11 protein-coding genes and 1 pseudogene are annotated in these 14,445 nt (G+C 69.3%); 5 read left to right on the plus strand and 7 right to left on the minus strand.

All coding sequences use genetic code 11. The features are described 5' to 3' along the window. Positions 1-65 precede the first annotated feature (65 nt). Positions 66-1,562, plus strand: a complete 1,497-nt coding sequence (locus WD026_RS12515; RefSeq protein WP_425723989.1) for a M20/M25/M40 family metallo-hydrolase — start codon at positions 66-68, stop codon at positions 1,560-1,562. Positions 1,563-1,572: 10 nt separating this feature from the next. Then, positions 1,573-2,442, plus strand: a complete 870-nt coding sequence (locus WD026_RS12520; protein WP_425723990.1) for a lysophospholipase — start codon at positions 1,573-1,575, stop codon at positions 2,440-2,442. Positions 2,443-2,451: 9 nt separating this feature from the next. On the opposite strand, the gene WD026_RS12525 is transcribed toward WD026_RS12520, so the two are convergent. The 3 genes from WD026_RS12525 to WD026_RS12535 are packed head-to-tail and all read right to left on the minus strand — an operon-like array spanning position 2,452 to position 5,465. Then, entirely contained in the window at positions 2,452-3,630 is a 1,179-nt protein-coding gene (locus WD026_RS12525; protein WP_425723991.1) for an MFS transporter, read from the minus strand. Between the two features lies 1 nt (position 3,631). Beyond that, positions 3,632-4,360, minus strand: a complete 729-nt coding sequence (locus WD026_RS12530) for a 16S rRNA (uracil(1498)-N(3))-methyltransferase (RefSeq protein ID WP_425723992.1) — start codon at positions 4,358-4,360, stop codon at positions 3,632-3,634. A gap of 13 nt (positions 4,361-4,373) precedes the next feature. Further along, a complete protein-coding gene (locus WD026_RS12535) occupies positions 4,374-5,465 on the minus strand; it encodes an aminoglycoside phosphotransferase family protein (protein ID WP_425723993.1) in 1,092 nt (363 codons plus the stop codon). Between the two features lie 134 nt (positions 5,466-5,599). On the opposite strand from WD026_RS12535, the gene WD026_RS12540 reads away from it, so the two are divergent. The 3 genes from WD026_RS12540 to rsmA are packed head-to-tail and all read left to right on the plus strand — an operon-like array spanning position 5,600 to position 10,087. Further along, entirely contained in the window at positions 5,600-7,966 is a 2,367-nt protein-coding gene (locus tag WD026_RS12540) for an LPS-assembly protein LptD (protein ID WP_425723994.1), read from the plus strand. Continuing rightward, positions 7,959-9,323: a peptidylprolyl isomerase gene (locus WD026_RS12545; RefSeq protein WP_425723995.1), complete on the plus strand. Its 1,365-nt coding sequence runs from the start codon at positions 7,959-7,961 to the stop codon at positions 9,321-9,323. The genes WD026_RS12540 and WD026_RS12545 overlap by 8 nt, the downstream gene beginning before the upstream one ends. Beyond that, positions 9,320-10,087, plus strand: a complete 768-nt coding sequence (gene rsmA, locus WD026_RS12550) for a 16S rRNA (adenine(1518)-N(6)/adenine(1519)-N(6))-dimethyltransferase RsmA (protein ID WP_425723996.1) — start codon at positions 9,320-9,322, stop codon at positions 10,085-10,087. Before WD026_RS12545 ends, rsmA begins: the two co-directional genes overlap by 4 nt. 192 nt (positions 10,088-10,279) lie before the next feature. Here the strand turns inward: rsmA and WD026_RS12555 are convergent. The 4 genes and pseudogenes from WD026_RS12555 to WD026_RS12570 all read right to left on the minus strand — a co-directional run. After that, positions 10,280-10,675 (minus strand): annotated as a pseudogene (locus tag WD026_RS12555) (barstar family protein); the annotation flags it as partial. A gap of 49 nt (positions 10,676-10,724) precedes the next feature. After that, a complete protein-coding gene (locus WD026_RS12560; protein WP_425723997.1) occupies positions 10,725-11,183 on the minus strand; it encodes a ribonuclease domain-containing protein in 459 nt (152 codons plus the stop codon). 190 nt (positions 11,184-11,373) lie between these two features. After that, the gene (locus WD026_RS12565; protein WP_425723998.1) at positions 11,374-13,701 is read right to left on the minus strand and encodes an NADP-dependent malic enzyme; all 2,328 of its coding nucleotides are present in this window, start codon (positions 13,699-13,701) and stop codon (positions 11,374-11,376) included. A gap of 156 nt (positions 13,702-13,857) precedes the next feature. Then, the gene (locus tag WD026_RS12570) at positions 13,858-14,424 is read right to left on the minus strand and encodes an MOSC domain-containing protein (RefSeq protein ID WP_425723999.1); all 567 of its coding nucleotides are present in this window, start codon (positions 14,422-14,424) and stop codon (positions 13,858-13,860) included. Between the last annotated feature and the right edge of the window lie 21 nt (positions 14,425-14,445).

Below are 14,445 nucleotides of genomic sequence, written 5' to 3' on the forward strand. Positions count from 1 at the left end.
CCGCCCGTCCCTATACTGCCCGGGTGTATGGACGGTGGCCCCCGCCGCCGTCTCAGGAGACGCCCATGAACGCCCCCTTGCCCGCCGGCGCGCTGAACGCCGCTGCCCTGCAGAACCATGTCGATGCCTCGTGGCAGGAGCGCATCCTGCCGGCGCTGGTGAAGTACGTGGAGGTGCCGGCCAAGTCCCCTGCCTTCGACCCCGACTGGGCCCGCCATGGCCTGATCGACCGGGTGCTGCAGGACGCGGCCGACTGGGTGGCCGCCCGCCGCGTGCCGGGTCTGTCGCTGGAGGTGATCCGGCTCGACGATGCGCAGGGCCGCCCCCGCACCCCGGTGCTGTTCTTTGAACTGCCCGCCAGCGGTGGCCGCGACGGCAGCCCGCCACCCGCCTCCGGCCAGACCGTGCTGATGTACGGCCACCTGGACAAGCAGCCCGAATTCAACGGCTGGCGCAACGACCTCGGCCCCTGGACCCCCAAGATCGAGGACGGCAAGCTCTACGGCCGGGGCAGCGCCGACGACGGCTATGCGGTGTACGCCAGCATCGCCGCCATCGAGGCGCTGCAGGCCCAGGGCGTGGCGCATCCGCGCATCGTCGGCCTGATCGAGACCAGCGAGGAAAGCGGCTCGCAAGACCTGCTGCCCTATGTGGACGCGCTGCGTCCCCGGCTGGGCGATGTGGGCCTGGTGATCTGCCTGGACAGCGGCGCCGGCAACTACGACCAGCTCTGGCTCACCACCAGCCTGCGCGGCATGGCCAGCGGCGTGCTCAAGGTGGAGGTGCTGACCGAGGGCGTGCACTCCGGTGACGCCTCGGGTGTGGTGCCGTCGAGCTTTCGCATCATGCGGCAGGTGCTGGACCGGCTGGAGGACAGCGCCAGCGGCCGCCTGCTGCCCTCGGTGTTTCATTGCGAGATCCCGGCCGAACGCATCGCGCAGGCGCAGGCCACGGCGGCCATCCTGGGTGACGAGCTGCACCGGCGCTTTCCGTGGGCGCACCACGACTGCGGCGGCTCCACCGTGTTTGCCCTGCCCACCACCACCGATCCGGTCGAAGCCCTGCTCAACCGCACCTGGCGCCCCACGCTGAGCGTGACCGGCGCCGAGGGCCTGCCCGCCCTGCGCGATGCCGGCAACGTGCTGCGGCCTTACACCGCCTTCAAGCTCAGTCTGCGCCTGCCCCCGCTGGTGGACGCCGCGCAGGCGGTGCAGCAGCTCAAGACCCTGCTGGAGGACAACGCGCCCTACCAGGCCCGCGTCACCTTCGAGGGCGAAGGCTCGGCCAGCGGCTGGAACGCGCCCGCCACCACGCCCTGGTTCGAACAGGCCCTGCAGGACGCCTCCATGGCCCACTTCGGCGCCGGCTGCGGCACCATCGGCCAGGGCGGCACCATCCCGCTCATGAACCTGCTCAGCCAGGGCTTTCCCACGGCGCAGATGATGGTCTGCGGGGTGCTGGGTCCGCGCAGCAATGCCCACGGGCCGAACGAGTTCCTGCACCTGGACTACGCCCGGCGCCTGACCGCCAGCGTGGCCCAGGTCATTGCCCGCATGCCCTGAAGGCGCCGCCGTGACCGACACCACCCAGGCCCCTTTCGTCCTGCGCGACGGCCTCAACCTGGCGCTGTACGACTGGCCGCTGCCCATGCGTTGGCGCCCGCGCGGCGTGGTGCTCATCGTGCACGGCCTGGGCGAGCACGCCTGGCGTTACGACCCGCTGGCCCAGCAGCTCAACGAATGGGGTTTTGCGGTGCGCGCCTACGACCAGCGCGGTCATGGCGAATCGGCCGGTCCGCATGGCGCCATCCCCTACGACGACGTGCTGCTGGACGACCTGCACGAACTGGTCGAAGACACCCGCCACCACATCGCCACCCCCTGGTCGTGTCCGCTGATCCTGCTGGGACACAGCATGGGTGGCCTGGTGTCGGCCGCCTATGTGCAGCGCCACCTGGGCGCGGCCCGTCCTCCGGTCGACGCGCTGGTGCTGTCCTCGCCCGCGCTCGACCCCGGGCTGGGCTGGCTCAAGCGGCGGCTGCTGGACCTGATGCTGCGCGTGGCGCCCGACCTGGCCCTGGGCAACGGGCTGGACGCCAGCAAGATCTCGCACAGCGCCGAGGTGGTGCAGGCGTACCAGCGCGACCGGCTGGTGCACAACCGCATCACCGCCCGGCTGGCCCACTTCATCCGCAGCCGGGGCCCGCGCGTGCTGGCCAGTGCCCCGCAATGGAACCTGCCCACGCTGCTGCTGTACGCCGGTGACGACCGCCTGGTCGATCCCCAGGGCAGCCGGCGCTTTGCCAGCACCGCGCCGCCGCGCTGGGTGCAGGCCCGCTGCTTTGACGGGCTGTACCACGAGATCTTCAACGAGGCCGACACCACCCCGGTCATCGGTGCCCTGCACACCTGGCTGGACCGCCTGGTCCCGCCCGACCGTTGAGGCGCGGTCTCAGACAGCGGCAGCGGCTTCGCGCCGGCGCACCCGTGCCAGCCACACCAGCGCCAGGCCGGTCAGCGCCACCGGCACCAGCGATCCGGCGTTGAGCCACTGCCAGCCCTGGCTGGTGACCAGTGCGCCCGAGGCAAACGAACTCAGGGCCATCACCGCAAACACCGCGAAATTGATGGCTGCCTGCGCGCGGTCCTTCTCTTGCGGACGCCAGGCCTGCAGCGACAGCGTGGTGGCCCCGGTGAACAGGAAGTTCCAGCCCACGCCCAGCAGGAAGAGTGCGATCAGGAAACGGTGCAGCTCGATGCCGGACAAGGCCACCGCGATGCATGCCGCGTTCAGCAGCACGCCCGTGCCCATGATGCGCAGCGCGCCAAAGCGCTGGATCAGGTGGCCGGTGAAGAAGCCCGGCGCGAACATGCCGATCACATGCCACTCCAGCACCAGGGCAGCGTCCTCGAACGGATAGCCGCACACCTGCATGGCCAGTGGCGTGGCGGCCATGAGCAGGTTCATCACGCCGTAGCCCAGGGCCGCGCCGGCGGCGGCCACGATGAACACCGGCTGGCGCACGATCTCGCGCAGGGGGCGGCCCGGGTCGTCGCTGGCCTGACGCTTCGGCACCGCCGGAAAGCGGATGCCCGCCATCAGCAGCATGGACAGCAGCGCCACCACGGCCAGGGCCAGGTAGGCGCCGGCAAACGGCACCTCGGTCAGGCCGCGGGTGCGGCTGGCCAGGTTGGGCCCCAGCACCGCGCCGATCAGGCCACCGGCCATGACCAGCGACACCGCCTTCTCGCGGAACGTGGGCGGGCAGAGCTCGGCGGCGGCAAAGCGGTAGAGCTGGCCATTGGCGCTGTAGTAACCGGCCACCACCGTGGCGGCCACCAGCCACCAGAACTGGCGCTCGGTCACGGCCCAGGCGCACAGCAGTGCCGAGCCCAGCGCCACCAGCAGACCGATCTGGAACGAGATCTGGCGGCCGAACCGCACCTGCGTGCGGGCCACCAGCGCGGTCGACAGCGCGCCGCCCACCACATAGCCCATCACCGGCAGCGTGGCCATCCAGCCCAGCGGCGCCAGCGACAGGCCGACCAGGCCATTGATGGCAATGAACACCACGTTGTTGGTCAGGAACAGGCCTTGCGCGCCGGCCAGCAGCCAGAGGTTGCGGTTCATGTCAGAGCACCGCCAGCGTGAGCGCGGCCAGCGCAGCGGTCTCGGCGCGCAGGATGCGTGCACCCAGGGTCACCGGCACGAAGCCGGCGGCCCGGGCCTGTGCGTCTTCGGCCGGAGAGAGGCCGCCCTCGGCACCGCTGAGAAACACCACCGGCCGATCGGCCGGCACCTCGGCCAGCACCTGGCCCAGCGGCCGTGTGCCCTCGGCCAGCGACAGCACACAGCGCAGCGCCCCGACCGGCACCGTTGCCGGGGCACTCAGCCAGCGGGCGATGTCCTGCACCGGCTGCACCTCGGGCAGGCGGTTGCGGCCGCACTGCTCGCAAGCCGCCTGGGCCACCGCCTGCCAGTGCGCCTGTTTCTTGCCGGCACGCTCGCCCGAGAGGCGCAGCACGCCGTGGGCGGTGTGCAGCGGCACGATGCCGGCCACGCCCACCTCGGTGGCCTTCTCCACCAGCCAGTCCATGCGCTCGTTGGCCGGCATGCCCAGGGCCAGCCACACCGGCCGCCGGGCTTCACGTTCCACCGGCTCATGGGTCTGCACCCGCACCTGCACCCGGCCGCGGCCCATGGCCAGCACGGTGGCCTGCCACTGGCCGCCACCGCCGTCGAACAGGGTGAGCGCATCGCCGGGCTGGTGGCGCAGCACCTGCACATGGCGGGCAGCGCTTTCAGGCAGATCGATCTCGGCCCCGGCGGTCAGCGGGGCAGGGCAGTACAGGCGGGTCATGGGCGGGGCCGGGTCAGACCCGGCCGAAGGCGAAGCCGCTGGCGGCCTGCAGGCCTTCCACCTCGTCGATCAGGCGCAGCAGGGGCGCGAGTTCGCGGTAACGGTGGGCGGTGGCGCGGATGTAGCCGATGAAGCGCGGCGCATCGGCCAGGTACTTGGGCTTGCCGTCGCGCAGGGTGATGCGGGCAAAGATGCCGGCCACCTTGAGGTGGCGCTGCAGACCCATCCATTCGACCGCGCGGTAGAAGGCACCGAAGTCGCTGTGCCAGTCCTCGAAGTCCATCAGGCCCGCCTTGCGCGCCTTTTCCCAGTAGCGCACCGTCACGTCGATGACGAAGTCCTCGTCCCAGCTCAGGAAGGCATCGCGCATCAGGCTGGCGATGTCGTAGGTGACCGGGCCGTGCACTGCGTCCTGGAAATCGAGCACGCCCAGCTGCGTGGCCGGCGTGCTGCCCGGCTCGCGCAGCACCATCAGGTTGCGTGGCATGAAGTCGCGGTGCACATAGACCTGGGGTGCGGCCTGCACCCGCTGCACGATGGTGTCGAAGGTCTTGCCCAGCATGTCCGCTGCGCTGCCCTGCAGCGTGATGCCCTTGTGGCGGCCCAGGTACCAGTCGGGGAACAACTGCAGTTCGCGGCGCAGCAGCGCCTCGTCGTAGGCAGGCAGCACCCCGGGGCGCGAGGCGGTCTGCCAGGCCAGCAGCGCATCGGTGGCGGCCATGTAAGCTGGCAGGTTGGCGGCGGGCTGCTCGGGCAGGATGACATCCAGCAGGGTCTGGTGGCCCAGGTCGTCCAGCAGCATGAAGCCCTGGGGCTCGTCCCAGGCCAGGATCTGCGGCACCCGCAGACCGGCGTCACGCATGAGGCCGGCGATGCGCACGAAGGGCTCGCAGTTTTCCTGGGCCGGCGGTGCGTCCATCACGATCCGGCTGGACCCGTCGGCCGCATCGATGCGCAGATAACGGCGGAAGCTGGCGTCGGCCGATGCGGGGCGCAGGCTGTCGACGACCAGTCCGAGCTGCTGCGCCAGGGGTTGCAGCCAGGCGCCGAAGGCGGCCTCGCGTTGCGGATCGGCCCAGGTGACGGCAGAAAGGGAGGAGGTCATGGCGAGCGGCGGGACCCCTGCAGGGGCCATAGGATAATGGCTGTCGATTCTACAAACGCCCCATCGGCTCCACCTTGAAACGCCGCGCGCCCCCGCTCCCGAATCCGCTTGCCGAGCCCGGTCCGGTGCGACCTGTGGCCGTGGCTGCGCGCTGGCTGGGCACCTGTGTGGCCGGCGGTCTGCTCGGCATGTCCGCGCAGGCACAGACCGTCGAGACCCTGCAGCTGCGGCCCAGCGGCCAGCTCGCCGAACGCCTGGACCCCGGCGCCGTGCAGGAGGCGCCCACCTTCGTCAGCGGTGACCGCATCGAAGGCCAGACCGAGGCGAACACCGTCGTCGAAGGCAACGCCGAACTGCGGCGGCACAACAGCGTGATCCGCGCCCAGCGGCTGGAGTACGACGCGTCCACCGGCGATTCGCGCGCCGAAGGCGACGTCATGGTCAACCGCAACGGCGACCGCTTCAGCGGCCCCGAGCTGCGCCTGAACACCGACACCTTCAAGGGCACCTTCTTCCAGCCCTCGTTCCAGCTGCTCAACACCGGCGGGCAAGGCGATGCCAGCCGGGTGGACTTCCTGGACAAGGACAACGCGGTGGCCTACGACGCCCGCTACTCCACCTGCCCCCGCACCCCGGGCGCCGACTGGATGCCGGCCTGGATGGTGCGCGCCAGCAAGATCGAGTTCGACAACGTGGAGGAAACCGGCCGCGCCACCGGCGGCGTGCTGGAGTTCCAGGGTGTGCCCATCCTGGGGGCGCCCTACCTCACCTTCCCGCTGTCCGACACGCGCAAGTCGGGCTTCTTGCCGCCCAGCATCGGCCTGGACAGCATCAGCGGCCTGGAGGTCACGGTTCCGTACTACCTGAACCTGGCGCCCAATCACGACCTCACGCTCTACCCCACGCTGCTGTCCAAGCGCGGCGTCGACCTGGGTGCCGAGTTCCGCTACCTTCAGCCCGACTTCAACGGTCAGCTGCGGGGCTCGTACATGCCCTCGGACCGCCTGCGCAACCAGGACCGCTGGGGCTACTCGCTGCAGCACCTGCAGAACCTGGCCGGTGCGCTCAACCGGGCGGGTGGCCGCGGTTCGCTCGGGCTCAACCTGAACCTCAACCGCGTCAGCGACGACGACTACTGGCGCGACTTCCCCCGCGCCCTGCCCACGCTGACCACCCGCCTGCTGCCCAGCGATGCGGTGCTCTCCGGAGGCAGCGGCGCCTGGAGCTACAGCGCCGGTGCCTACACCTGGCAGACCCTGCAGGACGTCACGGCCCCCATCACGCCGCCGTACGACCGCATCCCGTCGCTGATCGCCAGCTACGGTCCCGGCGAGGCCGAGGGCGGTCGCTGGCAAGGCATCAAGCCGTCGCTGTACCTGGAGCACACCCGCTTCGAGCGCGACCTGCGTTTTGCCACCGGCCAGCCCAATGGTTCACGCAGCATGGCCATTGCCGGCCTGTCGCGCCGCTGGCGTCAGCCGGGCTGGTTCATCCAGCCGGGCGCCAAGCTGCACCTCACCCAGTACCAGTTCGACCAGCCGCTGAGCAACGGCGCCACCTCGGCGTCCCGCGCCCTGCCCACCGTCAGCCTGGACACCGGTCTGGTCTTCGAGCGCGATGCCCGGTACTTTGGCCGCAACTTCGTGCAGACGCTGGAGCCGCGTGCCTACCTCACCTGGACGCCGTTCCGCGACCAGAGCCTGCTGCCCAACTACGACTCGGCCGCGGTGGACTTCAACTTCGCGTCCATCTTCAGCGACAACGTGTTCGGCGGCAACGACCGCATCACCGACTCGCGGGCGCTCACCGTGGGCGTGAGCTCGCGCCTGCTCGATCCGCGCGACGGTGCCGAGATCGTGCGCCTGGGTCTGGCCCAGCGCTACTTGCTGCGCGACCAGAACGTGTTCCTGCCCGGCGGCGCGCCGGTCACCGAGCGCTTCAGCGACGTGCTGCTGGCGGCCCGGGTGCAATGGACCCCGCAGTGGCTGGTGGACACCAACTTCCAGTACAACCCGACCATCAAGGACTCGGTGCGCACCACGCTGCTGACCCGCTACATGCCGGGGCCGTACCGGGTGCTGAGCGCGGCCTACCGCCTGCAGCGCGGCAGCAGCGAGCAGTTCGACGTGGGCTGGCAGTGGCCGCTGAGCCTGCCGTGGTCCGACGACGCTCCCGCCCGTGCCACGCCGGGTCAGGCCCTGGGCCCCGGCCGCTGGTACAGCGTGGGCCGCATCAACTACAGCGTGCCCGACCGCAAGGTGGTCGATCTGGTGGCAGGCTTTGAGTACGATGGTGGCTGCTGGATCGGGCGCATCGTCCTGGAGCGCCTGCAGCGCAGCGCCGCCACGGCCGCGCAGCGCATCCTGTTCCAGCTTGAATTCAACGGCTTCTCCCGCATCGGGTCCAGCCCCCTGCAGACCCTCAGGGACAACGTCCCGCGCTACCAGTACCTGCGCGAAGAGACCTTGCCGTCACCCAGCCGGTTCCAGAACTATGACTGATCGCACCTCCCTGCTCCGCCCCTCCGCCCTGGCCCTGGCCGCCCTGCTGGTGGCCGGACCGACCCCGGCGCAGACCAGCCGCGCGGCTGCGCCCGCCCCGGCGGCTGCCGCAGCACCAGCCGCCCGCACCGCCGACTACATCGTCGCGCTGGTCAACTCGGAGCCTGTGACCAACAGCGAGATCCGTCGACGCGCCCAGCGCGTGGCCCAGCAGCTGGCCCAGCGTGGCGGCCCGCAGCCCACGCGCGATCAGCTGCTGGCCGAGGTGCTGGAACTGCTCATCACCGAACGGGCGCAGATGCAGTACGCCACCGAGGTCGGCATCCGCGTGAGCGAGAACGAGATCGACGAGGCCGAGCGCGCCGTGGCCGCGCAGAACCAGCTCAGCCGCGACGAGTTCCGCCGCCGCCTGGTGCGCGATGCCGGCACCGACGTGGCCCAGTTCCGCGCCGACCTACGGCGCGAACTCACGCTGCAGCGGCTGCAGGAGCGCGAGGTGATCAACAAGGTCACCGTCAGCGAAGCCGACATCGACAACCACCTGCGCGATCAGCGTCCCGCCAACAACCCCGACGCGCTCGAACTCAACCTGGGCCACGTGCTGGTGGCCGTGCCGGAAGGCGCGTCCGAGACCCAGGTGCAGACGCTCAAGGCCAAGGCCGACGAGGCCGCGCGGCGCGTGCGCGCCGGCGAGGATTTCGCCGTGGTGGCGCGCGAGATGTCCGATGCCCCCGAACGCAGCCGCGGCGGCACCTTCGGCATGCGCCCGGCCAGCCGCCTGCCCGAGCTGTTCGTCAACGGCGTCAAGGACCTGCCGGTGGGCGGCGTGGCCGGCCCCCTGCGAAGCCCCGCCGGTTTTCACGTGCTCAAGGTGGTCGAGAAACGCACCGCCGGCGTGGATGCCACCGTCACCCAGACCCGTGCCCGCCACATCCTGCTGCGCCCCTCGGCCCAGCTCAGCCAGGCCCAGGCCATCGAGCGGCTCAATGCGTACCGCCAGCAGATCCAGTCGGGTCAGGCCCGCTTCGAAGACCTGGCCCGCGAGCACAGCGCCGACGGCTCGGCCCCGGGCGGCGGTGATCTGGGCTGGGCGTCGCCGGGCCAGTTCGTGCCCGAGTTCGAGCAGGCCATGGACAGCCTCAAGCCCGGCGAGCTGTCGGCTCCCCTGGTCTCGCGCTTCGGCGTGCACCTCATCCGTGTGGACGAGCGTCGCCAGCAGGCCTTGAGCCAGCGCGACCAGCGTGAAGCGGTGCGCAACATCGTGCGCGAGAAAAAGGCCAACGAAGCGCTGGAGCTCTGGGCCCGCGACATCCGCGCCCGCGCCTACGTCGAGATCCGCGAAGAACCCCAGCTGTGAGCCATGTTGCCCGCAAGCGCTTCGGCCAGCACTTCCTGACCGACCACGGCATCATCGACGCCATCGTGGCCGCCATCGGCCCGGTGCCCGGCGAGCCGGTGGTGGAGATCGGTCCCGGTCTCGCCGCACTCACGCAGCCGCTGGTCGAGCGCCTGGGGCGCCTCACCGTCATCGAGCTCGACCGCGACCTGGCCGCCAGACTGCGGACCCATCCGCAGCTCGATGTGGTCGAGTCCGACATCCTCAAGGTCGACATCACGGCGCTGGCGCAGCGCCTGCAGGCCACCGGCTCCCTGCGCATCGTGGGCAACCTGCCGTACAACATCTCCACACCCATCCTGTTCCACCTGCTCGACCATGTGGCGGTGGTGCGCGACCAGCACTTCATGCTGCAGAAGGAGGTGATCGACCGCATGGTGGCCGCGCCCGCCACGGCCGATTACGGGCGCCTGTCGGTCATGCTGCAGTGGCGCTACGCCATGGAGAACGTGCTGTTCGTGCCGCCCGAGAGCTTCGACCCTCCGCCCCGGGTGGACAGCGCGGTGGTGCGCATGGTCCCGCTGACGCAGCCGCCGGCCATCGACGTGGCGCTGTACGGCGAGCTGGTGCAGACCGCCTTCAGCCAGCGCCGCAAGATCCTGCGCAACACCCTGGGCCGCTGGCTGGAGGCGCGGGGTTTTTCGGGCGACTTCGATCTGCAGCGGCGGGCCGAGGAAGTGCCGGTGGCCGAGTACGTGGCGCTGGCCCTGTCGGTACAGGCATGAAAAAAGCCGCTGGGGTCAGCGGCTTTTGGCTTCACGGGCGTCTGCTCAGGCGGCGTTGAGCCAGTACCCGGCGTTGAACGGGCTGCTCATGCGCAGCGCCATCGGGCTCACGTCCAGGATCTTGTCGGTGGGCATGGGCTCTTCGCTCTGCACCTCGATCGGCTCCTCGCCCTTGGGCGTGCGGGCCACCGAGAAGGAGTAGAAGCAGCGGAACGGGATGCGGCGGTCGGACCAGTAGTCGGCGGTGTCGCGGAAGATGTCGAGCAGTTGCTCGCGGGCTTCCTTGTCGAACTTGGAATGGGCCGGGATGTGCTCCAGCACCACGATGAAACCGGTCTGCGGACCCGACTTGTGGACCATGTCGGTCATGCAGTCGTAGAGGGCGTCGAAGTTCTTGCCGAAGTGCGGCGGCAGCGTGTACTGGGCGGCGATCAGCTCCAGCACGTCCTGCTTGCTCTGGGCCTTGGCCAGGTTGGCGTAGAGGAAGTGATGACCCAGCTGTTCGGCCGCAGCCTGCAGTTCCTTCACGCCGAAAGCGCGAATCGACTGAACGATGTTGGTTCGTACATTACGAAGTGGCGTGTCCATCTCCGCTCTTCTTTCCACAGTCAAAGTTAAAGATCCAACGACCCCGGGGTCACCGCACGATCAGCCGGAAGCTGGCGTAGTGGTCCTCGGTGTAGTAACACGCATCCGGTTGCCGTGGCTCCTGACCACCGCAGACGATACGCCGCGCCCCCCGATGCTTCAGCCCTGGGGTGGGCACGGTGTATTCCCGGTAATAACCCCGTTTCTCCTGGGGCAGCAAGCGTTCGCGGTTGAAGAAGACGGTTCCGTCCTTTTCATAACGGAACGGACCCCCTTGCAGGATCTGCCCCATCACCTGCTGCCCCTGGACCGGCAGCCCGGACAACGCGATGGTGGTCCCGGTGACGGCGCTCGGGGGCGTCGGATCCGGCGTGCGGGCCTGCACCAGCATGGTGCTCAGTACCGCCGTCAGCCCTGCGGCCAGTACCGCCGCCAACATCGCCTTGAAGCCTTTGCCGGCCCGGTGTCGATCACCGTTGCGGTGGGGGCGGATCTGCCACAGACCCATGAACGTTTGTTGCTCCTGAAGCGATCAACCCGCCATCTCCATCGGTATGGAGAGAGGCGGGTTTACCCTGAAATTCAAGATCGCGAGTGTGCCCTAACCAGCCCGGAAATGCAAGTTATTGCACAAAAAGCGGGCACCGGAAAGGTCATTCCGACCCCTCCTAAGTTGGTGCCCGCTATCGCTGCAGAGCTCAGCGCGACGCGTTGGCGTCGGCCACCGTCAGGGCTGTCATGTTGACGATGCGGCGCACCGTGGCGCTGGCCGTCAGGATGTGCACAGGTTGTGCAGCGCCCAGCAGGACCGGCCCGATGGCGATGTTGCCGCCGGCGGCGGTCTTGAGCAGGTTGTAGGCGATGTTGGCCGAATCCATGTTCGGCAGCACCAGCAGGTTGGCCGCGCCCTTGAGGGTGGAGTGGGGCATCAGGGCGGCCCGGGCGTCGGCGTCCAGGGCCACGTCGCCGTGCATCTCGCCGTCCACCTCCAGCCAGGGCGCCTGCTCGCGCAGCAGCTCCAGGGTGCGGCGCATCTTCACGGCCGAGGGCTGGCTGGACGAGCCGAAGTTGGAGTGCGACAGCAGGGCGACCTTGGGCTGCAGGCCGAAGCGCATCATTTCCTCGGCCGCCATCACCGTGATCTCGCAGAGCTGCTCGGGGGTGGGGTCGTGGTTGACATGGGTGTCGACCAGGAACACCTGACGGCCCGGCAGCATGAGGCCGTTCATGCAGGCGTAGACCGGAATGTCCTGCGGCGTGCGCGGGCTGCCGCCCAGGCGTTTGCCGATCACCTGGTCGATGTACTCCAGGTGGTTGTGGGTGTTGCCCCAGGTGCCGCAGATCAGGCCGTCCACCTCGCCCTTGTGCAGCAGCATGGCACCGATCAGGGTGAGGCGGCGGCGCATCTCGATCTTGGCGAGCTGCTGGGTCACGCCCTTGCGCTCGGTCATGCGGTGGTAGGTCTGCCAGAAGTCGCGGTAGCGGTTGTCCTGCTCGACGTTGACCACGTCGTAGTCCAGCTCCTCGCGCAGGCGCAGGCCGAACTTCTCGATGCGCTGGGCGATCACGGCCGGGCGGCCGATGAGGGTGGGGCGCGCCAGACCTTCGTCGACCACGATCTGGCAGGCGCGCAGCACGCGCTCTTCCTCGCCTTCGGCATAGGCCACGCGCTTGCGCGGCGCCACCTTGGCGGCCGCGTAGATGGGTTTCATGATGGTGCCGGACGCGAACACGAAGCTCTGCAGCTTCTCGCGGTAGGCGGCCATGTCGGTCACCGGGCGCAGGGCCACGCCGCTGTCGGCAGCGGCCTGGGCCACGGCCGGCGCGATCTTGATCATCAGGCGCGGATCGAACGGCTTGGGGATCAGGTACTCGGGGCCGAAGGCCAGCTTTTCACCCGCGTAGGCGGCAGCCACCACCTCGCTCTGCTCGGCCTGGGCCAGCTCGGCGATGGCGTGCACCGCAGCGATCTCCATGGCGTCGGTGATGGTGGACGCACCGGCGTCGAGTGCGCCGCGGAAGATGTAGGGGAAGCACAGGACGTTGTTGACCTGGTTCGGGTAGTCGGTGCGGCCGGTGGCCATGATGGCGTCGTCGCGCACGGCCTTCACGTCTTCCGGCGTGATCTCGGGGTTGGGGTTGGCCAGGGCAAAGATCAGCGGCTTGGCGGCCATGGACTTCACCATGGGCTGCTTGAGCACGCCGCCGGCGGACAGGCCCAGGAAGATGTCGGCGCCGGCAATCACCTCGGCCAGGGTGCGCTGGTCGGTCTTCTGGGCGAACTGGATCTTGTCCTCGTCCATCAGCTCGGTGCGGCCTTCATAGACGACGCCGGCCAGGTCGGTCACCCAGATGTTCTCGCGCGGCAGGCCCAGCTTGACCAGCAGGCCCAGGCAGGCCAGGGCCGCAGCGCCCGCACCCGAGGTGACCAGCTTGACCTGCTTGATGTCCTTGCCCACGACCTTCAGGCCGTTGAGGATGGCCGCGCCCACCACGATGGCGGTGCCGTGCTGGTCGTCGTGGAAGACCGGAATCTTCATGCGCTCGCGCAGCTTGCGCTCCACGTAGAAGCAGTCGGGCGCCTTGATGTCTTCGAGGTTGATGCCGCCGAAGGTGGGTTCCAGCGAGGCAATGATGTCGACCAGCTTGTCCGGGTCCTTCTCGTTGATCTCGATGTCGAACACATCGATGCCGGAGAACTTCTTGAACAGGACCGCCTTGCCCTCCATCACCGGCTTGGCCGCCAGCGGACCGATGTCGCCCAGGCCCAGCACGGCGGTGCCGTTGGTGATGACGGCCACCAGGTTGCCGCGGCTGGTGTACTTGAAGGCGTTGACCGGGTCGGCCACGATTTCTTCGCAGGGGGCTGCCACGCCCGGCGAGTAGGCCAGGGCCAGATCACGCTGGTTGGTGAGCTGCTTGGTGGCGGCAATCGCCAGCTTCCCCGGCACCGGTTTCTCGTGGTACTCGAGCGCGGCACGGCGCAGCTCGGCGCGCTTGTTTTCGGGGCTGTTGTCCTTGTTCATCCGGTGTCTCCTGGCGATGTGGGTTTTCTGCCATGTGAAAGCAGACTTCGCATTCTAAGTTCGGCTCCGGGAAAACCCGATCGGGCAGTCTGCACCCCGCAGTCGCAGGGCTTGTGACATTTCCACGGGGAATCCTGGCCGTGAATCCCGATCCCGCTACTCGCGCAGGTGCTTGAGCCGGCGTGCCGCGAAGGCTTCGTCCACCCGCAGACCGCGTGGACCGGGGCGCAGTTCCACCGGGTCGCCCGCGCGGATGCTGCCGGGCCGCACCACCGCCAGGTAGAAGCCGGGGTTGAGCGCCTGCATCATGCGGCGCCCGGCATCGGGCAGGCCCATGCGGGCGTTGAACTTGAAGCAGGGTTCGCGCGGGGCGGTCACGCGCAGCACCGCGTCGGGCAGGTGCAGTTCGTCGCCGATCCACAGCGCGTTTTCCAGCAGGCCCTGCACCAGCAGGTTCTCGCCCAGGGCGCCGGGCGGCAGCGGTTCGTCGAACAGCCCGCCGCGCTGTGCTTCCCAGAAGGCGTAGTGTTCCAGCGGGTAGGCATACACCGCCTTGTCCAGGCCGCCGTGCACGCTGGGGTCGGCCTGCTCGTCGCCGGCCAGCCCGAGCGGGGCGAGCGCCACCGGCCCGTCCACCGCCGCCTTGCCGATGGCGGACAGAAAGCTGCGCCGGCCGATGGTCAGGGGCCTGGCCTGGCCGACGCAGACGTGCAGCACTTGCATGGGCCGGGGCGCCTGCTGCGA

The sequence above is a fragment of the Hydrogenophaga sp. R2 genome, assembly GCF_049843595.1.
Classification (GTDB): domain Bacteria; phylum Pseudomonadota; class Gammaproteobacteria; order Burkholderiales; family Burkholderiaceae_C; genus Hydrogenophaga.

What these genes read in the sequence shown, in the direction of transcription:
- WD026_RS12515 (WP_425723989.1), top strand. Translation starts at nt 66, where the DNA reads ATGAACGCCCCCTTGCCCGCCGGCGCGCTGAACGCCGCTGCCCTGCAG.
- WD026_RS12525 (WP_425723991.1), bottom strand. Translation starts at nt 3,630, where the DNA reads ATGAACCGCAACCTCTGGCTGCTGGCCGGCGCGCAAGGCCTGTTCCTG.
- WD026_RS12530 (WP_425723992.1), bottom strand. Translation starts at nt 4,360, where the DNA reads ATGACCCGCCTGTACTGCCCTGCCCCGCTGACCGCCGGGGCCGAGATC.
- WD026_RS12535 (WP_425723993.1), bottom strand. Translation starts at nt 5,465, where the DNA reads ATGACCTCCTCCCTTTCTGCCGTCACCTGGGCCGATCCGCAACGCGAG.
- WD026_RS12545 (WP_425723995.1), top strand. Translation starts at nt 7,959, where the DNA reads ATGACTGATCGCACCTCCCTGCTCCGCCCCTCCGCCCTGGCCCTGGCC.
- WD026_RS12560 (WP_425723997.1), bottom strand. Translation starts at nt 11,183, where the DNA reads ATGGGTCTGTGGCAGATCCGCCCCCACCGCAACGGTGATCGACACCGG.
- WD026_RS12565 (WP_425723998.1), bottom strand. Translation starts at nt 13,701, where the DNA reads ATGAACAAGGACAACAGCCCCGAAAACAAGCGCGCCGAGCTGCGCCGT.
- WD026_RS12570 (WP_425723999.1), bottom strand. Translation starts at nt 14,424, where the DNA reads ATGCAAGTGCTGCACGTCTGCGTCGGCCAGGCCAGGCCCCTGACCATC.